Origin of the sequence: Microbacterium barkeri, from assembly GCF_027921765.1 — a bacterium.
In the GTDB taxonomy this organism is placed as follows: domain Bacteria; phylum Actinomycetota; class Actinomycetes; order Actinomycetales; family Microbacteriaceae; genus Microbacterium; species Microbacterium barkeri.
Genome location: NZ_BSEJ01000001.1, coordinates 271,716 through 292,764, shown reverse-complemented (window position 1 = coordinate 292,764; position 21,049 = coordinate 271,716). Strand labels below are relative to the sequence as shown.

The 21,049-nt window shown below is 70.4% G+C and carries 17 protein-coding genes and 1 tRNA gene; 7 read left to right on the top strand and 11 right to left on the bottom strand.

Annotated features, from left to right (window positions below):
- Window positions 1-7: 7 nt before the first annotated feature.
- A complete protein-coding gene (locus tag PKE79_RS01480) occupies window positions 8-2,488 on the top strand; it encodes a family 43 glycosylhydrolase (RefSeq protein WP_271171886.1) in 2,481 nt (826 codons plus the stop codon).
- A gap of 211 nt (window positions 2,489-2,699) precedes the next feature.
- The gene (locus PKE79_RS01475; RefSeq protein WP_271171885.1) at window positions 2,700-4,067 is read left to right on the top strand and encodes a glucose-6-phosphate dehydrogenase; all 1,368 of its coding nucleotides are present in this window, start codon (window positions 2,700-2,702) and stop codon (window positions 4,065-4,067) included.
- Between the two features lie 4 nt (window positions 4,068-4,071).
- On the opposite strand, the gene PKE79_RS01470 is transcribed toward PKE79_RS01475, so the two are convergent.
- The 3 genes from PKE79_RS01470 to def all read right to left on the bottom strand — a co-directional run bounded on the left by PKE79_RS01470 (window position 4,072) and on the right by def (window position 7,293).
- Window positions 4,072-6,024: a glycoside hydrolase family 15 protein gene (locus PKE79_RS01470; protein WP_271171884.1), complete on the bottom strand. Its 1,953-nt coding sequence runs from the start codon at window positions 6,022-6,024 to the stop codon at window positions 4,072-4,074.
- Window positions 6,025-6,071: 47 nt separating this feature from the next.
- Complete coding sequence (locus tag PKE79_RS01465) at window positions 6,072-6,593, bottom strand: septum formation family protein (protein ID WP_271171883.1); 522 nt, start codon at window positions 6,591-6,593, stop codon at window positions 6,072-6,074.
- 133 nt (window positions 6,594-6,726) lie between these two features.
- Window positions 6,727-7,293 (bottom strand): peptide deformylase, encoded by a 567-nt coding sequence (def, locus tag PKE79_RS01460; RefSeq protein WP_271171882.1) that lies wholly within the window; start codon window positions 7,291-7,293, stop codon window positions 6,727-6,729.
- A 66-nt stretch (window positions 7,294-7,359) separates the two neighbouring features.
- On the opposite strand from def, the gene PKE79_RS01455 reads away from it, so the two are divergent.
- Window positions 7,360-8,463 carry a DMT family transporter gene (locus PKE79_RS01455; protein ID WP_271172181.1) on the top strand — a complete coding sequence of 368 codons (1,104 nt, stop codon included), beginning with the start codon at window positions 7,360-7,362 and terminating at the stop codon, window positions 8,461-8,463.
- A 15-nt stretch (window positions 8,464-8,478) separates the two neighbouring features.
- Window positions 8,479-8,552: transfer RNA gene (locus PKE79_RS01450), tRNA-Ile, on the top strand.
- 52 nt (window positions 8,553-8,604) lie between these two features.
- Here PKE79_RS01450 and PKE79_RS01445 read toward each other — a convergent pair.
- Window positions 8,605-9,807, bottom strand: coding sequence for an NAD(P)/FAD-dependent oxidoreductase (locus PKE79_RS01445; protein ID WP_271171881.1), 1,203 nt, complete (start codon window positions 9,805-9,807; stop codon window positions 8,605-8,607).
- A gap of 194 nt (window positions 9,808-10,001) precedes the next feature.
- On the opposite strand from PKE79_RS01445, the gene PKE79_RS01440 reads away from it, so the two are divergent.
- A complete protein-coding gene (locus PKE79_RS01440) occupies window positions 10,002-10,415 on the top strand; it encodes an arsenate reductase/protein-tyrosine-phosphatase family protein (RefSeq protein WP_271171880.1) in 414 nt (137 codons plus the stop codon).
- On the opposite strand, the gene PKE79_RS01435 is transcribed toward PKE79_RS01440, so the two are convergent.
- Window positions 10,416-11,762 (bottom strand): pyridoxal phosphate-dependent decarboxylase family protein, encoded by a 1,347-nt coding sequence (locus tag PKE79_RS01435; protein ID WP_271172180.1) that lies wholly within the window; start codon window positions 11,760-11,762, stop codon window positions 10,416-10,418.
- A gap of 77 nt (window positions 11,763-11,839) precedes the next feature.
- Between PKE79_RS01435 and PKE79_RS01430 the strand changes: the two genes are divergently transcribed.
- Window positions 11,840-12,445, top strand: coding sequence for a helix-turn-helix domain-containing protein (locus PKE79_RS01430; RefSeq protein ID WP_271171879.1), 606 nt, complete (start codon window positions 11,840-11,842; stop codon window positions 12,443-12,445).
- 285 nt (window positions 12,446-12,730) lie between these two features.
- On the top strand, window positions 12,731-13,234 hold the full coding sequence (locus PKE79_RS01425; RefSeq protein WP_271171878.1) for a DUF3145 domain-containing protein: 504 nt from the start codon (window positions 12,731-12,733) through the stop codon (window positions 13,232-13,234).
- Between the two features lie 88 nt (window positions 13,235-13,322).
- Here PKE79_RS01425 and PKE79_RS01420 read toward each other — a convergent pair whose 3' ends face one another.
- The 6 genes from PKE79_RS01420 to aceE form a co-directional block, all read right to left on the bottom strand.
- Window positions 13,323-14,564 (bottom strand): beta-ketoacyl-[acyl-carrier-protein] synthase family protein, encoded by a 1,242-nt coding sequence (locus PKE79_RS01420; RefSeq protein WP_271171877.1) that lies wholly within the window; start codon window positions 14,562-14,564, stop codon window positions 13,323-13,325.
- 84 nt (window positions 14,565-14,648) lie between these two features.
- Window positions 14,649-14,894 carry an acyl carrier protein gene (locus PKE79_RS01415; protein ID WP_271171876.1) on the bottom strand — a complete coding sequence of 82 codons (246 nt, stop codon included), beginning with the start codon at window positions 14,892-14,894 and terminating at the stop codon, window positions 14,649-14,651.
- A gap of 90 nt (window positions 14,895-14,984) precedes the next feature.
- Window positions 14,985-15,989 (bottom strand): beta-ketoacyl-ACP synthase III, encoded by a 1,005-nt coding sequence (locus PKE79_RS01410; protein ID WP_271171875.1) that lies wholly within the window; start codon window positions 15,987-15,989, stop codon window positions 14,985-14,987.
- A 20-nt stretch (window positions 15,990-16,009) separates the two neighbouring features.
- Window positions 16,010-16,918, bottom strand: a complete 909-nt coding sequence (locus tag PKE79_RS01405) for an ACP S-malonyltransferase (protein WP_271171874.1) — start codon at window positions 16,916-16,918, stop codon at window positions 16,010-16,012.
- A gap of 91 nt (window positions 16,919-17,009) precedes the next feature.
- Window positions 17,010-18,215: a PucR family transcriptional regulator gene (locus PKE79_RS01400; protein ID WP_271171873.1), complete on the bottom strand. Its 1,206-nt coding sequence runs from the start codon at window positions 18,213-18,215 to the stop codon at window positions 17,010-17,012.
- A gap of 80 nt (window positions 18,216-18,295) precedes the next feature.
- Window positions 18,296-21,022 (bottom strand): pyruvate dehydrogenase (acetyl-transferring), homodimeric type, encoded by a 2,727-nt coding sequence (gene aceE / locus PKE79_RS01395; protein ID WP_271171872.1) that lies wholly within the window; start codon window positions 21,020-21,022, stop codon window positions 18,296-18,298.
- Window positions 21,023-21,049: the final 27 nt, after the last annotated feature.

The following is a 21,049-nucleotide window of genomic DNA, read 5'->3' as shown; positions in this document are numbered from 1 at the left end:
GCAGCAAGTGAGATCACGACACATCCGTCCCCGCGGGCGGCGACGCCGCGCAGCGGCGGCTCTCGGCATCGCGACGCTGATCGCGTCGTCGGTCACGCTGGCCGGCCAGGTCGCCTATGCGGCACCGGAGGCCGTCGCGGCGCCCGTCCCGGCGGAACTCGGCACCGCGCCGGAGCCGCCCGCCGTTCCCGGCAGCCTCCTGCCGGATGGGCGATTCGTGGAGGATGCCTCCGGCTGGACCAGCCAGCGCGGTGGCACGCTCGCCCTCAGCGACGACGCCGCGAGCGGCGCGCACTCGCTCTCGGTGACGAATCGCGAGAACACGCAGTCAGGCCCGTTCGCCGACGTCCAGGGGAAGCTCGAGCTCGGCGCGACGTACCGCATGACCGGGAAGCTCAAGTACGACGAGGGTGCCGCCGCACAGCAGTTCAACTTCACGTTCTGCCCGTCGAACTTCAACGGGTGCGTCGACTACGGGAACTCGTTCACCAAGGGCCGGTGGGGAACGTTCACGCGGGAGTTCACGGCCGAGGATCGTCACGTCGCCGCGTCGTGGTTCTTCGTCGAGACGCCGTGGGGGTCGTCGGCCCTTCAGGATTTCAAGGTCGACGAGCTCTCGCTGGTGAAGATCGCCGACGCTCCTGAGGCGCCGGCGTACACGAACCTGGAGTCGGTCCAGACGAAGCCGATCGGCGACCACAACCCCCTCGTGGGGCACAAGTTCGGGGCCGATCCGCACCACCTGATCTACAACGGCCGGCTCTACATCTACTCCACGGACGACACCCAGCAGTACGAGGCGAACAGCAAGGACGCGAACGGACTCCCGACTCAGCCGAACGGCTACGGAGCGATCACCCGTCTGAACGTCATGTCGACCAGCGACATGGTCAACTGGGTCGACCACGGCAGCGTTCCGATCGCACGCGAGGGAGGTGCGGCTCCGTGGGCGCGCAACTCGTGGGCGCCCGCGGCCATCGAGAAGGATGGCAAGGTCTACCTCTACTTCTGCGACAGCGGCACAGGAACCGCGGTCGTCGTCGGAGGGTCGCCGCTCGGCCCCTGGACGGACCCGGTGGGCAAGAAGATCATCCCCGACACGGTCTCGCCCGAGTACATCGCGAACGGCGGCTTCCCCGCGGGCATGTGGCTGTTCGACCCCGAGGTGTTCATCGACGACGACGGTCAGGGGTACCTGTACTTCGGCGGCAACTCGGTCATCGGCACGAGCCCCAACCAGCAGGGGCCCCAGAACCCGAAGTCGACGCGCGTGGCCAAGCTGGAAGACGACATGGTGACGCTCGCCGGCGACCCCGTCGAGATCGATGCCCCGGGCATCTTCGAGGCCTCGAGCATGTTCAAGCACGATGGCCGGTACTACTACTCGTACTCGTCGAACTTCCAGGTCACGCCCGAGCCCGGCAAGTACCCCGAGCGCGGGGCGATCGCGTACATGATGACGGACGATCCGATGGACCTGTCCTCCGCGAAGTACGCGGGTGTGGCGTTCCAGAACCCCGCCGTGCACTTCGGCGCGGGCAACGGCGGCAACAACCACTCGGACATGTTCACGTTCAAGGGCGAGACGTACCTCACCTACCACGCCCAGACCCGCGGTGCCGCGTGGGCCGCCGCACTCGGCACGCCGGGTGCCACCCAGGGGTACCGGTCGGTCCACATCGACAAGCTCGAGTTCAACGAGGACGGCACGATCAAGCCGGTCCAGGGCACGCGCGCGGGCGTCGATCAGGTCGAGAGCTTCGATCCGTATCGCACGTTCGAGGCGGAGACGCTCGCGTGGCAGCTCGGCATCAGCACCGAGCAGGCCGACGCCCCGTCGGTGGAGTTCCCCGAGCACAACGGCGGCGGCAACATGCTGCTCGCCGACGTGAACGACGGCGACTTCGCCGCGGTCGCCGGCGTGGACTTCGGCGACGGGGCGAAGACGGTGTCCACACGGGTCAAGCCGCTCGTCGAAGGCGCCAGCGTCCAGGTGCGCCTGGACGATGTCGACGGACAGGTCGTCGCGGAGATCCCCGTCGACGGCACGCTCGGGGAGTGGACGACGGTCGAGGCGCCGGTCACCGGCGCGACCGGCGAGCACGACGTGTTCTTCGTCTTCGCCGGGGCGGATGGCGCGGCAGCGGACGCTGATCTGCTGGAGGTGGACAACTGGGCGTTCGCGGCGGACGACGCGCTCGCCTTCACCGTCGAGGTGCTCGACCGCTGCCTGGCCGGCAAGCAGATCATGCAGACCGTGCGGGTGGTGAACGAGGACGATGTCGCGGCGACCTTCGTCGTCGAGTCCGCGTTCGGACGGCGTGAGCTGGGCGCCGTCGATCCCGGTGCCGCGAGGTCGGCCGCGATCAACACGCGGCACTCGCAGGTCGACGCGGGCTCACTGACGGTCACGGCGACGGCGACCGTGGACGGAGAGCAGGTCGAGGTGCAGCGCGACATCCCGACCGAGGCCGCCAGCTGCGGCTGACATCGCGCGCGGATGCGGGGCCGGTCGGGAGTCTCCGGCCGGCCCCGTGCCGTTGCACCGAGCGCCGCACCCCCGCGCGAGGCGCCGAACCCGCGCCGAGCGCGGCACCGCCGCCGCCCCTCTCGGCGCCAGCGAACACACTCGGCGCCAACCGACACGCGCTCGCGCAACCCCTCGACGCGCGCGGCGCGCTCTCGATAGCGTCGCAGGCATGACCAAGACGAGTGCGAGCATCCTCATCCTCGGCGCAGGCGGCGATCTCACGAAGCGGCTCCTGCTGCCCGGGCTGGCGAGCCTTCTCACCCGACGCGAGTACGACGTCCAGGTGATCGGGGCGGGCCTCGATGACCGCAGCGATGTGTGGGACGAGATCGTCCGCACGAGCTTCGAGGCCGCCGACGTCGGAGCCGACCCCGACGCGCTCCTCGATTCCACCGAGTACATCCCCGCCGACGCGACGAGCGCCGAGGTCCTGAAGCGCCTCCTCGATGCGTGCGCGCACACGCCCGTCATCTACTTCGCGCTGCCGCCCGCGGTGAGCGCCAAGGTCTGCGAGGCGCTGCGCGAGGTCGAGCTGCCCGAGGGCACGCGACTCGCTCTCGAGAAGCCGTTCGGCACCGACCTCGAGAGCGCGAGGCGTCTCAATCGCCTGCTCACGCTGCTCGTCCCCGAGGAGCAGATCTTCCGCATTGACCACTTCCTCGGGATGTCGATGGTGCTGAACGTGCTGGGCCTGCGGTTCGCGAATCGCGTGCTCGAGGGCGCATGGCGTGCCGAGCATGTCGAGCGCGTCGAGATCGTCTTCGACGAGACGCTCGCGCTCGAGGGCCGTGGCGGGTACTACGACAGCGCGGGCGCCCTCGTCGACATGCTCCAGAGCCACCTGCTCGAGGTGCTGTCGCTCGTCGCGCTGGAGCCGCTCCCGCGACTCGACCAGGCCGAGCTCCGCTCCAACATCGCGCAGGTGCTGCGCAGCACTCGCGTCTGGGACGACGACCCCGTCGCCGCGTCGAAGCGCGCGCGGTACACGGCCGGGCGCGTGGGGGAGAGGGACCTCCCGTCCTACGTCGACGAAGAGGGTGTGGACCCGGCCCGCGAGACCGAGACGCTCGCTCAGATCACGTGCGCCGTCGACACGCCGCGCTGGCGCGGGGTGCCGTTCGTCCTCCGGTCGGGCAAGGCCATCTCGGCCGATCGCACCACGGTGACCGTCCGCTTCAAGCCGGCGCCGGAGATCCCGGGCTTCATCGGCGAGCCGAAGAGCGACAGCATCGTGCTCGACCTGCTCTCGGGCGAGGTCGCCCTCGACCTCTCCATGAACGGGAGCGGCGATCCGTTCACTCTCGAGCAGACGCGCCTGTCCACCGACAAGGCCCCGGGCGACCTCCTCCCGTACGGGCAGGTGCTCGAGGGCATCCTCGACGGCGACCCGCTGCTCTCGGTCCGCGGCGACATCGCGGAGGAGTGCTGGCGCATCGTCGCCCCGGTTCTCGATGCGTGGCGCGACGGGCTCGTGCCGCTCGAGGAGTATGCGGCCGGCAGCGCGGGCCCCGACGGATGGGGGACCGCGGCGGGCTGACCGGTCACTCGACCGGGTCGCGAGCGGGCAGAGGCGTCCCCGAGCTCTCGCGCGCCTCGGCGGGCGTCGGCTCCTTCTCGCGCGTGCCGGTCGCCTCCGCATCGCCTTCGCTCTCGCCGCGCACGTGCGGGGCAAGGTCGTCGCGCCCGCGTCGCGCGATGTCGATCGCGTCCGCGGCGCGGACCAGCGCGAGGTGGGAGAGCGCCTGCGGGGTGTTGCCCATCTGCCGACGGCGCACGGGGTCGTACTCCTCGGCGAGCAGGCCCACGTCGTTGACGGCCTCCAGCGCTCGTGCCATGAGCGCCTCGGCGTCGTCGAGGCGCCCCGATCCCGCGTACTGCTCGACGAGCCAGAAGGAGCACGCGAGGAACGGATGCTCCTCGCCCGCGAGACCGTCGACCCCGGACGAGGTCCGATAGCGCAGCAGCAGTCCGTCCGCCATGAGGTCCTCTTCGATCGCGGCCACCGTGCCCGTCATGCGCTCGTCGTCCGGAGGGAGGAATCCGATCTGCGGCAGCTGGAGCAGCGCGGCGTCGACCTCGTCGGTGTCGTAGTGCTGCCGGAACGAGCCGCGCCGCTCGTCGAATCCGCGCGCGAGGATCTCCGCGCGGATGGTGTCGGCGAGCTCCTGCCACCGGTCCGCGTCACCGGGCAGGCCGAACTCGCGCACACCGCGCGCCCCGCGATCGAAGGCGGCCCAGACCATCGCGCGGGAGTGCGTGAAGTGCCGCTCGTCGCCGCGGATCTCCCAGATCCCGTGATCCGGCCGCTGCCAGTTGTCGGCGAGGAACGCCAGCAGCGCCCGCTGCAGCGGCCACGACGCGGCTGTCTCCTCAAGGCCTGCGACGCGAGCGCCGTGCAGCGCCACCATGACCTCGCCGAAGATGTCCCATTGACGCTGCCGGTATGCGCCGTTGCCGATGCGCACCGGTCGAGCGCCGCCATGGCCGCGCAGTCCTTCGAGCTCGAACTCCGGCAGGCGGCGCTCGCCCCCGATCCCGTACATGATCTGCACATCCGCAGGATCCCCGGCGATGGCGCGCAGCAGCCATCCGCGCCATTCCTCCGCCTCCTCGCGGTAGCCGTGCGTCAGCAGCACGGCGATCGTGAGCGCCGCGTCGCGCAGCCAGACGTACCGGTAGTCCCAGTTGCGCACGCCGCCCTCGGTCTCGGGCAGGCTCGTCGTGGCGGCCGCCGAGATGCCGCCGGTGTCCTCGTCGGTGAGCGCCCGGAGGACGAGCAGCGAGCGCCGCACCTCCTGCGCGTACGGGGCAGGCGGCGCACTGCGTCGCGCCCACTCGCGCCACCAGTCGAGTGTCAGATCGAGCGCTGCGTCGACGTCGAGCGGCTTCGGCGGACGACGATGCGACGGGTACCACGTGAGCACGATGTCGATCGTCTGCCCCTCCGACACCGCGTGCTCACCGCGGTGCTCGAGGCCCTGCGCCCGCACACGCGGCCCGCGCCGGATGATCGAGTCGGGCCCCGCTGTCGCGAGGATCGCGGGTCGGTCTCCGTACTCGATCTGACGGACCCAGGGAAGGGCGGCGCCGTAGTCGAATCGCACCGCGAACCGCTCCGAGAACTCGACCGAGCCGCGCAGCCCGCGGATGCGCCGCACGAGATTGGGCCGGCTGTCGCCGAGCGGCATGAAGTCGAGCACCTCGGCCTCGCCGTCGGGAGTCTGCCAGGTGGTCCGCAGAACGAAGGTGTCGTCGATGTACGAGCGTCTCGACGTCGCCGTCTCGTCGACAGGGCGGAGAGACCAGCGGCCCGCGCGCTCGTCGTCCAGGAGCGCGGCGAACAGAGAGGAGGAGTCGAAGCGCGGCAGGCAGAGCCAGTCGACGCTGCCCGTCCGCGAGACGAGCGCCGCGGTGTGGAGGTCGCCGACGAGTGCGTAGTCCTCGATGGGGGCGGATGGTGCCGCCTGCGGCGGGCGCGGATGGTGCGAGGCCATGCGCCCCACCGTAGGCGGGCACGGGGGCGAGCGAAACGCCCTTGCGCTCAGCGGTTGGAATCGCGCAGCGTTCCGGTGAGCTCCTCGCCGGGCATGTAGGCCATGCACTGGATGAGCCGGTCGGCGACCGAGGGGTCGCTCCACGTGTCCTCGAGCGGCGTGAGGTAGGTCACGTAGAGCTCGGACTGGTCGTAGGGGAGCCCGATGAAGGCCTCGAACGCCTCGCCCGTGCAGCCTTCCTCCGCCGCGGTGTCGACGGCGGCCTCGCCGGGCCACTCGCCGTCCTCCATCTCGAACTCGTGGTAGACCTCGGAGTCGTGCGGCTCGTCGCACGGGACGACCTCGATGTCGGTCACCTCGCCTTCGGCGGTGGCGCCGGTGCAGTCGCCGACCTCGAGCGAGAAGACGTCGACCGTGCCGCCCTCGGTGACTTCCTGCGTCTCCTCGTCGCGCGCGGCGGTCTCGCCGTTGAGCAGGTTGGCGATGCTCGAGCACCCGCCGAGCGAGAAGGCCAGGGCGACGGCGGCACCCGCGACGAGGACACGACGGGTCGGGTTGGTGCGAATCATGGGGTCACTCTCCTGTGTGCGTAGGTCGGGGCACCAGAAGCCTCACGCCCGCACCCCACTCAGAACGCTACGCGTCGCCTCGATCCTCGCGCAAAGCGAGCAGGCTCAAAAGAGCCCTTCCGCGCGGCGGCGCTCAGGCGTCGAGGTCGTCGACGCCGGGCATCCAGCTCACGCCAGGACGGCCCCACCCGCGCTTCTTCGAGATCTTCTGCGCCGTCTTCCAGTCCCGCTCGGAGAGGCGGTCGACGTAGACGACGCCCTCGAGGTGGTCGAACTCGTGCTGCATGATGCGCGCGCGCCATCCGTCGACCTCGATGCGGACCGGAGCACCCTCGAGGTCGATCCCCGTGACGACGACCCGGTCGGAACGCCGCAGCGGGAAGCGCTCGCCGGGGAACGAGAGGCAGCCCTCCGACTCGAGGTCCTCGTCGGGGTCGCCCGGCTCGAGCGGCACCATCCAGAGCTCGGGGTTGATGATCTCGCCGCGCCAGGGGTTCCCGTCGTCGTCCTCGTAGGTGTAGGTGTAGATGCGCAGGCCGACGCCGACCTGCGGCGCCGCGAGCCCGACACCGGGCGCGGCGTCCATGGTCTCGTACATGTCGCGGACGAGCGTGCGGATCTCGTCGGTGATCTCGTCGACGGGCGAAGCGGGGGCGTGCAGGACGGGATCGCCCCAGATGCGAATCGGCAGAACGGCCATCCCTTCAGGGTAGTCGGCGCGATCGGGCGTTAGTCTCGGTGGGTGACCTGGGGAACCTCGGAGGCCATGAGCCTGGCAGCGGCGGACATCGGCGAGCAGCTCGTCGGCGCATTCGAGAACCCCGGCCTGCTGCTCGGCATCCCGCTCGCGATCGCGGGTGCCGTCTTCATGTCGCTCGGCGCCCAGTACCAGAGCCGCGGCGTGAAGAAGGTCGAGCGGCTCGCCGGCGCCGAGGGCCGCGCAGGCCTCGGGGCCGCGCACCTCCTGCGCCTCATGTCCCGCCCGTCGTGGATCATCGGGACGATCCTGCTCGGCGTCGCGATCATCTGCCAGCTGAGTGCTCTCGCCGTCGCACCGCTCATCGTCGTGCAGCCGCTCGGAGCGATCTCCCTCGTCATCACGACCCTGCTGAACGCGCAGATCACGGGCCACATGCCGACCCGGAACTCGATCACCGCCATCGGCCTGTGCGTCGGCGGCATCCTCGTCTTCGTGCTCGTCGCGGCGCTCTTCGCGACCGAGCGCTCGATCACCGACTTCGAGCTGCTCGTGGTGCTCGCGATCCTGCTCGCCGTGATCATCCTTCTCGGCGCGGCTTGGCTCATCCTGCGCCGCCGGATCGGCGCGCTCTTCTACATCACGGCCGCCGGCGCGCTCTACGGGTTCGTCGCGACGCTCGCGAAGATCGTCATCAAGCGCTTCCAGGCGGGCGACGTGGACTGGACCGTCTGGCTCTGCATCGTCGCGCTCGTCGCGGCCGCTGCCGCGGGCGGGTACTTCGTGCAGACCGCGTACGCGTCGGGGCCGCCCGACCTCGTGATCGCCGGCCTCACGGTGATCGACCCGATCGTCGCGGTGCTCATCGGCGCGATCGTCCTCGGCGAGGCGGCGAACGCCCCGCTGTGGGCGCTCATCGTCTTCGTCGTGGTCGGCGCGGTCGCGTCGCTCGGCGTCTTCCTCCTCGCGCGGCACCATCCGCAGGTCGTCAGCGAGAGCCAGGAGCTGTCGATCCGACGCGGCTCGGATGGCGAGGACGGCGACCGAGCGGATGGCCAGAGCGGGTCCTCGGCACTGGACGCGCTGCGCGCGGCGCGCGACCCCGAGGATCTCCTCTCGCGGCGCAACGGGCCGCGAGACGGCGACGAGGGCTCGGGCCTCGACGCGCGATAGGCTCTAGGGCTGTACGGGGCGGTGGCCAAGCTGGTTAAGGCAGTGGGCTCATAACCCAACGATCGTCGGTTCAAGTCCGACCCGCCCTACTCCCGCATGGCGTCGTGCCTGCGTCATGTGCCCCATCTCGACGGAGGGCGCTCAGACTCTCCCGCGGACGATGCCGTGCCAGTACAGCTGGGGGAGCACCCACCGATCGAGTGCCAACCACCACGGGCGCGGCCGGAGCGGGTCGAGCAGCGGGATGGTCCGCATGACGCGATGAGTGCGGCTGTCGTACTCGCCGAAGACGAGTGCGCGCCGCGACGTCGTGATGGGTGCGACGGTATAGCCGTCGTACTCGAGGAGCGGCCGACCGGAGCGGCGCCGAGGGATGTTCTCGACCACCGTCTTGACCTGGTGACGGAGTGCGCCGCCCGTGCGGGCATCGCCGAGGTCGGCCGCGTCGCCGAGTGCCCAGATGTGCGGATGGTCGCGGTGCTGCAGGGTGCGTGGGTCCACGTCGACGAATCCCCGCGTCTGCTCACCGGCGAGCCCCGATTCGCCGACGAAGGCGGGAGCGCGGTACGGCGGGAGCAGATGGATGAGGTCCGCTGCGATCCGAGCTGTTCCCTCGGGTCCGTCGACGGCCAGCACGTCCTGTTCGATGCTCTCGACGCGGGTCGAGGCCAGGACCTCGACTCCGTAGTCGTCGATCGCCGTCCGGATGGCCCCAGCGATCTCGTCGACGGGATGGAGGCGGTCGGCGTCGTGCACGAGCACGACCCGGAGGTCGCTGAGAACGCCCCGGCGTCGCCAGTGGTCGCAGGCCAGGAAGAGAGGTTTCAGCGCGGTCTCTCGACCCGAGGCGGGCTGCCCGTGCAGAGTGAACACGGCCGTCCCGCGGTCGAGAGCGCGGATCCTGTCCCAGGTGCGCTCGACATGCTCGAGCTCGAACGATGTGCACGCGATGCCGTCTCGAAGCGCCCGCCGCGCGCCCGGGAGCGACTCCCAGTCGGTCTCGGCGCCGCACGCGATGACGACATCCCCAGCGACGAGGACCGTGTCGTCCGCGAGCATGACCTCCCGTCGGCCCGCATCGACCCGCTGCGCCGCCGACGGATAGAGGCGCACGCCCTGGGGGACAAGCGAGGTCTGCGCCCGCACGAGTTCGTCACGCCGAGCGAGACCGCCGGCGACGTAGTTCTGCAGCGGTTTGTAGACATGGTGCGCCGACGGCTCGATGAGCGCGACGTCCGGGCATCCGCGCTTCCGCAGTCGCGCAGCGAGCGACATGCCCCCGTTTCCGCCGCCGATCACGATGACGTCGTGACGTCGCGGGCTCCGAGCAACCGTCTCTGCCATGTCTCGAGAGTCGAGGACACCGCGGGATGTGTCGATGGGGTTGACGTCTCCGCGCGGCGCAGCGAGCATCCGCGAACGGAGCCGCCGGGCATCCACTAGATTCGCGTCGTGAGCCGAGAGACAGCGAGTCGCATGATCCGCACGATCGTCGTCGTGTGCACGGGGAACATCTGCCGGTCGCCGATGGGGGGGTCGTGCTGCGCGACCGCTTCGCATCCGCCGGGATCGACGTCACGCTGCGCTCAGCCGGCATCAGCGCGGAGGAGCTCGGAAACCCGATCGACCCGCGCGCGGCATCCGTCCTCGCCGAGAGCGGCTATCGGGTCCCGACCCGGACCGCGCAGGTCGTGAGCCATGACGACCTCGACGCCGACCTGCTGCTCGCGATGACGGAGCTTCACCGCGCGTCGCTTCTGCGCCAGGGCGCGGACCCCGCACGCACCCGTCTGTGGATGGAGTTCGTCCCCGGTGCCGAGACTCGCGACGTCACGGATCCCTGGTACGGCGACCGCTCCGACTTCGAGGAGACGCTCTCGCTCATCGAAGCCGGAGCACCGGCCATCCTGGATCTGGTCCGGGAGTCTCGCGCGGTCGCGCCGGCGGAGTGATCAGTCCGCCATCGAATCCAGGATGCCGCGCAGCGCCTCGATGGTCGTGCGCGGGTTGATGATGGCGAAGCGGGCGTTCGTCCGCCCCTCATGCCCGCTCGGCGTGACGAAGGCGCGCTGCTCGTCGAGCAGGCGAGCGGACCAGTCCTCGTAGTCATCCTTCGACCATCCGTCGCGCTCGAACACCACGACCGAGAGCTGCGGGCGGCGCAGGAGCGTGAGATACGGACGCCGCTCGATCTCGTCGGCGATCTCCTGCGCGAGCTCGAGGGACGCGGAGATGGCCGAGCGGTACGCTGCGGCGCCGTAGGAGGCGAGCGAGAACCAGAGCGGGAGCCCGCGCGGGCGGCGCGTCAGGTGGGCGGCGAAGTCCGACGGGCTCCAGTCGGCCTTCTCTGTGAGCGTGTCGAGGTACGCGGCGTGCTGAGTGTGCGCACGGCGCCCCTTCTCGGGGTCGCTGTAGATGAGCGCGCACGCGTCGAACGGCGCGAAGAGCCACTTGTGCGGGTCGACGATCACCGAATCCGCATGCTCGACGCCCGCGAAGAGGTGGCGATGGGATGGCGCGAGCATCGCCGAGAGACCGTACGCGCCATCGACGTGGAGCCAGATGCCCCGTGCGCGCGTCACCTCGGAGATCGACGCCACATCGTCGACGATGCCGAAGTTCGTCGAGCCCGTCGTCGCGACGACGGCGAACACGCTCTCGCCGTGCTCGTCGAGCGCCGCCCGCACGGCGTCGCCGCGCAGGACTCCGTCGGCATCGGGTGCGACACCCACGACGTCGACGTCCATCACCCGGGCCGCCGATGCGATCGAGGAGTGCGCCTCCTCGCTGCACACGACCTTCCAGCGGGCAACCGTGCGCCCCGCCGAGCGCGCAGACTCCCGCGCGGCGACGAGTGCCGAGAGGTTGCCGAGCGTGCCGCCCTGCACGAAGACCCCGCCGGCGGTCGCGGGCAGGCCGAACTCCGCTGCGAGCCACGACAGCACCTGGTTCTCGGCGTAGACGGCGCCGGCGCCCTCGAGCCAGGACCCTCCGTAGAGCCCGCTCGCCGACACGACGACGTCGAATGCGGCGGCCGCTTTCGTCGGCGCACACGGGATGAAGGAGAGGTAGCTCGGGTCGTCTGTCGTGATGCACGCGGGCGCGAGCGTCTCCGTGAAGTGCGCGAGGGCCTGCTCGGCACCGAGGCCCTCCTCGCTGATCGTCTGTCCGACGAGGGCGTCGAGTGCCGCCTCGGTCTGCGGCTTGTCGAGGGGAGTGTCCTCCGCGAGGAGTCGCTCGCGGGAGTAGCTCAGCACGAGGTCGACGACCTTGCGGTTCTCGCCGGTGATCTCGTGCATGCGCGTCGCGGATGTCGAGGTGCTCAATGTGGCTCCTTGTCGAGGGAATGGGGCTTCGGTGCAGTATGGTGCACGGTATGGATGTGACGACGACGGCCCTGTCTGCGGCGATCGGCGCGCGCGTGCGCCAGGAGCGGCAGGCCCGCCGCTGGACTCTGGACGCGCTCGCTGAGACCGCCGGCGTGAGCCGTCGCATGCTCGTGAACGTGGAGCAGGGCGCGACCAACCCGAGCGTCGGGATCCTGCTCCGGATCAGCCAGGCGCTCGGCATCGGGCTGCCCGCCCTCGTCGAGAATCCGCAGGTCGCCGCCGTGAAGGTCACGCGCAGGGGCGAGGGATCGATTCTCTGGCGCGGCGACAGGGGAGGGGTGGGGGTCCTCCTGTCGGGAACCGAGTCGCCCGACGTGCTCGAGCTCTGGGACTGGACGGTGCAGCCCGGAGAACGGCACGAGAGCGAGGAGCACGCGACCGGGACGAAGGAGCTCCTGCAGGTGCTCGACGGCGACATCGAGGTCACGGTCGGCGAGCAGACTCACCCGCTCGCCACCGGCGATGTCATCGCCTTCTCGGGCGACGCGCCGCATGCGTACGCCAACCCCGGCTCGGCCCCGGCGCGGTTCACGCTTTCCGTCTTCGAGCCGGGCGTCGGATCGCCGAAGGCCTCCGAGACGCACGGCGACTGACCTACCGGCGCGCACGGCGACGGCGCGCGACCGAGCCTGATTCGTCATTGAACAGCTCCCTTCGAAAGCTCCGCCCACTATAGAGCACGGCAGTGCGCACTCCGCGCACAGCAGTGCATCATCGGATGCGCGTGCGGCCATCAGTGACAGCGAGGCGGGCGGATGGAACGACACGCTTGTGATTTGACGCGCGGGCGGGTCATAATGCAGGGAGAACTGAAGAGGAATCGCCGGATCGCCCGGTCAGGTCGTAGGGGAAGACGCACCTGACGAACGGAGAAGATCATGGCGACACCCATCGCGCGCGGAGTGGTCTATATCCACTCGGCGCCACGAGCGCTGTGTCCGCACCTGGAGTGGGCGGTCGGCCGATCTCTCGGCCGAGCCGTGAACTTCGAGTGGCAGGACCAGCCCGTGCTGCACGGCGCGCGTCGCACGGAGTACTACTGGGAGGGTCCCGCCGGCACCGGCGCCGCCCTCGCGACCGCCATCCGCGGATGGGAGCACCTCCGGTTCGAGGTCACGGAGGATCCCACTCCGCGCAGTGACGGCGGCCGCTGGATGCACACGCCCGATCTCGGCATCCACTACGCGCAGATGGACTCGGCGGGCAATGTCGTGATCCCCGAGGATCGCGTTCGCTACGCGATGGAGATCGCGGGCTCCGACCCGTTCGAGCTCCGTCGCGAGCTGGACGTCGCCCTCGGCAGCGCATGGGATCAGGAGCTCGAGGCCTTCCGCACCGCCGGCGACGACTCGCCGGTCGTGTGGCTGCACCAGGTCGGCTGAGCCCGCGGCGGGAGCCGCGTCCCGCCGTCCACAGACTGCAGACGCCCCAGGAGAGAACTCCTGGGGCGTCTCGCTGTCCGCTGTGGGATCAGCCGTCGTACGAGGCGAACGCGATGACCGCGTTGTGTCCGCCGAAGCCGAACGAGTTGCTGATCGCGAGCTGGGGGCCGTCGCCGAGCGGCTGAGGCTGGCCGGACAGCTTGAACGGCACCTCGGGGTCCTGCTCGGTGATGTTGATCGTCGGGGGAGCGACGCGGTCGCGCAGCGCGAGCACCGTGTAGACCGCCTCGAGAGCGCCCGTGCCGCCGAGGAGGTGCCCGGTGGACGCCTTCGTGGCGGAGACGGGGATCTCGTCGATGCGGTCGCCGAACACGCGCTTGAGGGCGACGTACTCGTTCGGATCGCCGACCGGCGTCGAGGTCGCGTGCGCGTTGATGTGAGTGACGTCGTCGGGCTGAGCACCCGCGACCTCCAAGGCCTGCTGCACGGCGCGCGCCGCACCCCAGCCCTCGGGGTCGTTGCCCGTGATGTGATACGAGTCCGCGGTGACGCCGCCTCCCACGAGGTACGCGTAGATCCGCGCACCGCGGGCCTTCGCGTGCTCCTCGGTCTCGAGCACGAGCGCGGCCGCGCCCTCGCCCATGACGAAGCCGTCGCGGTCGATGCTGCCCGGACGCGATGCCGTTGCGGGATCGTCGTTCCGGCGCGAGAGAGCCTGCGCGGAGGCGAAGGAGGCCACCGTGATCGGGTGGATGGCCGACTCGGCGCCGCCGGCGATGACGACGTCGGCGAGCCCCTGCTGGAGGTGCTCGTAGGCGTTGTAGAGCGACTCCGTGCTCGATGCGCAGGCGCTCACAACCGTGCGCGCGTACGCCTTCGCGTTGAACTGGAGCGAGAGGTTGCCGGCAGCCGCGTTCGGCATGAGCATGGGCACCGTGAGCGGCATGACGCGGCGGGGGCCCTTCTCACGCAGGGTGTCCCATGCGTCCAGCAGCGTCCACACGCCGCCGATGCCGGTCGCGAAGTCGACGCCGAGGCGCTCGGGCGCGACCTCTGGCTCGCCGGCGTCCGCCCAGGCCTCGCGTGCCGCGATGAGCGCGAACTGCGTCGAGGGGTCGAGGCGCTTGGCCTCGTGGCGGGGGAGCACCTCCTCGGGCCGGACGATCGCCTCAGCGGCGAAGGTCACCGGGAGCTGGTACTTCTCGACCCAGTCGTGCTCGAGCGTGCGGGCGCCGGAGACGCCTGCGAGGAGATTGCGCCAGTTGTCCTCGACGTTGCCGCCGATGGCGGACGACGCGCCGAGGCCCGTGACGACGATGCGCTTGGTCATGGCTTGGTTCCCTGTGTTCCTCGGAAGTGCAGATCGGGCGTCACGCCGAGTCGGCGCGACCGCGCGGCGTGACGCCCGGAAGCCTCACTGGTTGGCGGTGATGAAGTCGACGGCGTCCTTCACCGTCTTGAGGTTCTTGACCTCCTCGTCGGGGATGGTCACGCCGAACTTCTCCTCGGCGTTGACCACGATCGTCATCATCGAGATCGAGTCGATGTCGAGGTCGTCCGTGAACGACTTCTCGAGGGCGACCTCGGAAGCGTCGATGCCGGTCTCGTCGGTGATGAGCTCAGCCAGTCCGGCGAGGACCTCGTCGTTCGTGAATGCCATGGGTTTCTCTCTTTCAGGGTTGGGTGATCAGAATCCGGGTCGGGAACCGCCCATCAGTCTAGAGGCGGAGGCGGCCCGATCCGTGGAACGTCAGGGCAGGACGACGACCTGAGCGGCGAAGACGAGCCCCGCGCCGAAGCCGATCTGGAGCGCGAGACCGCCCGAGAGCTCGGGGTTCTCCTCGAGCAGGCGGTGCGTCGCGAGCGGGATGGACGCGGCAGACGTGTTGCCCGTGTCGGCGATGTCACGAGCGATCGCGACCGTGTCGGGCAGCCCGAGCTGCTTGGCGAACTCGTCGACGATCCGCATGTTCGCCTGGTGGGGGATGAACGCCGCCAGGTCCGACGGCTCGACCCCTGCGGCCTCGAGCGTCTGCTTGGCGACCTTCGCCATCTCCCACACCGCCCAGCGGAAGACCGTCTGGCCCTCCTGGCGCAGCGTCGGCCACTCCGCCTCGCCGTCGCGGAACGCCGTGAGCGTGGCGTTCATGCGCACGGCCTCCGACTTCGACCCGTCGGAGCCCCACAGGGTCTGGGACACCCCGGGCGTCTCGCTCGGGCCGAGCAGAGCGGCACCCGCACCGTCGCCAAGGAGGAACGAGATCGAGCGATCGGTGGGATCGACGATGTCGCTCAGCTTCTCCGTGCCGATGACGAGCGCGTACCGCGCCGCGCCCGAGCGGATCAGCGCGTCGGCCTGCGCCACCGCGTAGCAGAAGCCCGCGCACGCGGCGTTGATGTCGTACGCCGCGGCCGGGTTCGCGCCGACGCGGTCGGCCACGATCGCCGAGACGGATGGCGTCTGCCGCGGGTTGCTGATCGTGGCGACGATGACGAGGTCGATCTCGGAGGGATCGACGCCCGAGCGCTGGATGGCCTCCGTCGCCGCGTCGGCCGCGAGCTCGACGGCCGTCGTCGCCTTGTCGGCGCGCACGCGCGTGATGATGCCGGTGCGCTGGCGGATCCACTCGTCGCTCGAGTCGATCGGCCCGACGAGGTCGTCGTTGGGCACGGCGTTCTGGCCGCGCGCGGCGCCGTAGGCGTAGATGCGCGAGTGGGCGCTGCCGGTGGCTTCCTTCAGCGTGGGGGTCGTCATCCTGCTCTTCTTCTCCTCACTCACGCGAGCAGCGCCGCTGCCGCGTCGAGATCATCCGGGGTCTTCACCGCGACCGTCGGCACGCCCTTGAGCCCGCGCTTCGCGAGCCCGACGAGAGCGCCCGCGGGCGCGAGCTCGATGAGCCCCGCGATCTCCGCGTCGGCGAACGATGTCATGCACAGGTCCCACCGCACCGGGTGGCTCACCTGGTGGACGATGAGCTCGAGCGCACGGCGCCCGGTCGCCACCGTCGTGCCGTCGCTGTTGGTCCAGAGCGGGAGCGCGGGATCGCCCACTTCGGCGATCCCCTCGACGGCCTCCTGTAGCGGGCCCGTGGCGGGAGCCATGTACGACGTGTGGAAGGCGCCGGCCACCTGAAGCGGGATGACCCGCGCTCCACGCGGAGCGGACGCGGCGAGGGCGGCGAGAGCGTCCGTCGCTCCGGCCGCGACGATCTGCCCGCCGCCGTTGTAGTTGGCGGGCTCGAGGCCCGCGTCGGCGATCGCCTGGAGCACCTGCTCCTCGACGCCGCCCACGACAGCGCTCATGCCCGTCTCGGCCTGGGCGGCCGCCTCGGCCATCGCGCGGCCGCGCAGGCCGACGAGCCGCATGCCGTCCTCGAATCCGATCACGCCGGCGGCGACGAGCGCGCCGATCTCGCCGACCGAGTGGCCGGCCACCCCGCCCGGGGCGGACGCGCGCGCCTGCAGGGCCTCGTACGAGACGAGGCTCGCTGCGACGATGAGCGGCTGAGCGACCCGCGTGTCGCGGATGCGGTCGGCGTCCCACTCCGTTCCGGCCGCGATGAGGTCGACCTGAGCGGCGTCGGAGGCGGCCTCGAGGCGCTCGCGCACCCCGTCGAGCTCGAGCCAGGGGCTGAGGAATCCGGGCGTCTGGGACCCCTGTCCGGGGAATGCGGCGACGATCACCTGACCATCATGCCAACCGGAACGGCGGCTCGCTGGCGAGATCGTCACAAGAATCCCTGGATCCGTTGTGCGTGGCGGACACCTCGGATGGTCATCGTCGCCCGTCGCGCGGACGGCGGACCGGGCGCCGGACGGCATCCTTGGGGCCGATCGAGCCGAGGATGAGCGCCGTCTGCAGGATGAGCGCCTCACGCGGGCCGGTCGCGTCCCAGCCGATCACGTCGCTCACGCGCTTGAGGCGGTAGCGCACCGTGTTCGGGTGCACGAACAGCTCGCGCGCGGTCGCCTCGAGCGAGCGCCCGTTGTCGAGGTAGCTCCACAGCGTCGTGACGAGGTCGGTCGAGTGCGCCTCGAGAGGGCGGAAGATCCGCTCGATGAGGGTCTGCTTCGCGAGCGGGTCGCCCGCGAGCGCGCGCTCCGGAAGGAGGTCATCCGCCTCGACCGGGCGCGGCGCATGACGCCACGCACGTGCGACGGCGAAGCCGGCGAGTGCTGCGCGGGCGCTGCGGCTCGCGTCGACGAGGGCCGGGACGGCCGGGCCGAGGACGAGGTGCCCGGCGCCGAAGCAGGGCTCCAGCGCATCGGCGATCTCCACGAAGCTCAGCTCGCCGTTCGGCTCCGACTGCTCCTTGCCGGGGGCGTGCGCTCGGCCGAGCACGAGCACGAGGCGCGAGCCCTGCACGCCGATGAGCACGTCGACCCCGAGCTTGCGCGCGGTGCGCCGCACCTGGTCGACGTCGAACAGCGGGGGAGTGGTGCCCACGAGCACCGACACCTCGCCGTGTCCGTGCCAGCCGAGTGCCGCGATGCGGCTCGGGAGCTCCTCATCGGTCTCGCCCGTGAGGATCGAGTCCACCACGAGCGCCTCGAGTCGGGCATCCCAGAGTCCGCGCGACTCCGCGGCCCTGGCGTAGACGTCGGCCGCCGTGAACGCGACCTCCCGCGAATAGAGGAGGATCGACTCGCGCAGCTGCTCGCCGCGTCCGACGACGCGCTCTTCCATGACATCCACGGTCGCGCGGACGAGCTGCAGGGTCTGCTGGAGGCTGACGCTGCGCAGCAGCTCGCGCGGGGCCGCATCGAAGATGTCCGCGGCGATCGAGGGTGTGCTCGTCGGATCCTCGTACCACTCGATGAACGAGCTGATCCCGGCCTGCGCGACGAGCCCGACGGCCGACCGACGGGCCGGAGGCATCTCGGTGTACCAGGGCAGCGACTCCTCGAGGCGCTGCAGCACGGCGGTGGCGACGTCGCCGGAGATGCGGCGCAGCCACGCCAGCGTCGCCGCCTTGTCCATCGTCGCCCTCTCCTCCGTCGACGCAGGGGCGGGGCCCCGCCTGCCGGGGGCCCCGCCGTCTGCCGTTCCGCTCACGCGGTTCAGGAATCTCCGCCTGCGTTGCCGGACGTGCCGGCCGTCACATCGTGGATGCGGTACTTCTCGATCGCCTGCCCGATGACCGAGCGGTCGACGGCGCCCTGGTCGGCGAGCGACTGCAGCGCGCGCACGACCATCGACGGGCCGTCGATCTTGAAGAACCGGCGAGCCGCGGCGCGCGTGTCGGCGAAGCCGAAGCCGTCGGCGCCGAGCGTGTAGTACGGACCGGGGATCCACTGCCGGATCTGGTCCTGCACGGCGTGCATGTAGTCGCTCGTCGCGATGAACGGCCCCTCGGCGCCCTGCAGCTTCTGCGTGAGGTACGCCGTGCGCGGCTCCTCCTCGGGGTGGAGGAAGTTGTGCTCGTCGGCGGCGAGGCCGTCGCGGCGCAGCTCCGACCACGAGGTCACCGACCACACGTCGGCGATGACGCCCCAGTCGCTCTTGAGGAGCTCCTGAGCCTCGAGCGCCCACGGCACGCCCACGCCCGACGCGAGGAGCTGGACGCGCGGACCGTCTCCCGTGCCGACCGAGACGCGGTGGATGCCCTTGACGATGCCCTCTGCGTCGACGTCGGCCGGCTCGGCCGGCTGGCGCATCGGCTCGTTGTAGACCGTGATGTAGTACATGACGTCGGGGTCGGGGTGCGATCCGCCGTACATGCGCTCGACACCGGCCTGCACGATGTGCGACACCTCGTAGCCGAAGGCCGGGTCGTACGTGAGGGTCGCGGGGTTCGTCGACGCGAGGAGCGGCGAGTGGCCGTCCGCGTGCTGCGTGCCCTCGCCCGTGAGGGTCGTGCGACCCGCGGTCGCGCCGATGATGAACCCGCGCGCGAGCTGGTCGCCGGCCGCCCAGAACGCGTCGCCCGTGCGCTGGTATCCGAACATCGAGTAGAAGATGTAGACCGGGATGAGCGGCTCGCCATGCGTGGCGTAGGACGTTCCGGTCGCGGTGAAGGCCGCGGCGGCGCCGGCCTCGTTGATGCCGACGTGCATGATCTGGCCCTGCGGGCTCTCCTTGTAGGCCAGGAGCAGCTCGCGGTCGACCGAGGTGTAGTTCTGGCCGTTCGGGTTGTAGATCTTCGCCGACGGGAAGTACGAGTCCATGCCGAACGTGCGCGCCTCGTCGGGGATGATCGGCACGATGCGGTTGCCGAAGCCCTTGACCCGCATGAGGTCCTTGAGCATCCGGACGAACGCCATCGTCGTGGCGACCTCCTGGTTGCCCGACCCCTTCTTCGGGAACGCGTAGTCCTTGTCCTCGGGCATGGTGAGGGGGATGTGCGTGCTGCGGCGCTCGGGGAGGAAGCCGCCGAGCGCGCGGCGGCGCTCGAGCATGTACTGGATGGTCTCGTCCTGCGCACCCGGGTGGTAGTACGGCGGGCGGTACGGGTCGGCCTCGAGCTGAGCGTCGGACACCGGGATCTGCATCGTGTCGCGGAACAGCTTGAGGTCGTCCAGCGTCATCTTCTTCATCTGGTGCGTCGCGTTGCGCCCCTCGAAGTGCGGGCCGAGGCCGTAGCCCTTGACGGTCTTCGCGAGGATGACCGTCGGCTGGCCCTTGTGCTCCATGGCCGCCTTGTAGGCCGCGTACACCTTGCGGTAGTCGTGGCCGCCGCGGCGCAGGCGCCACACGTCGTCGTCGGAGAGGTCCTTGACGAGCTCGAGCGCGCGGGGGTCGCGGCCGAAGAAGTTCTCGCGCACGTAGGCGCCCGACTCCGCCTTGTAGGTCTGGAAGTCGCCGTCCGGCGTCACGTTCATGAGGTTCAGGAGCGCGCCGTCGGTGTCCCGCGCGAGCAGGTCGTCCCACTCGCGGCCCCACACGACCTTGATGACGTTCCAGCCGGCGCCGCGGAAGAAGCTCTCGAGCTCCTGGATGATCTTGCCGTTGCCGCGGACCGGGCCGTCGAGACGCTGGAGGTTGCAGTTGATCACGAACGTGAGGTTGTCGAGGCCCTCGTTCGCGGCGACCTGGAGCTGACCGCGCGACTCGACCTCGTCCATCTCGCCGTCGCCGAGGAAGGCCCAGACGTGCGAGTCCGAGACATCCTTGATCCCGCGGTTGGCGAGGTACTTGTTCGTCATCGCCTGGTAGATGGCGTTGATCGGGCCGAGGCCCATCGACACCGTGGGGAACTGCCAGAAGTCGCGCATCATGCGCGGGTGGGGGTACGACGGGATGCCGTTCGGCGCGCCCGACTTCTCCTGGCGGAACGCGTCGAGCTGCGCCTCGCTCATGCGGCCCTCGAGGTAGGCGCGCGCATAGGCGCCCGGCGAGGCGTGGCCCTGGTAGAAGATCTGGTCGCCGCCGGACGGGTGGTCCTGGCCGCGGAAGAAGTGGTTGAACCCGACCTCGTAGAGCGACGCCGCCGACGCGTACGTCGAGATGTGCCCGCCGACGCCGATGCCGGGGCGCTGCGCGCGGTGCACGGTGATCGCGGCGTTCCAGCGGATCCAGTGGCGGTACCGGCGCTCGAGCTCCTCGTCACCGGGGAACTCGGGCTCGTCCTCGGGCGCGATGGTGTTGACGTAGTCGGTCGTCGGCACCATGGGCACACCGAGACGCAGCTGCTTCGAGCGCTGGAGGAGGCTCAGCATGACCTCGCGGCCGCGCTGGTGGCCCTTGACGTCCACCAGCTCGTCGAGGGACTGCTGCCACTCGCTGGTCTCCTCCGGGTCGCTGTCGTGCGCACCCTGCGAGTACGGATCCTGGTCGTGAACAGCCACAGGTGACCTTTCGTCTGGCGGGCAGAT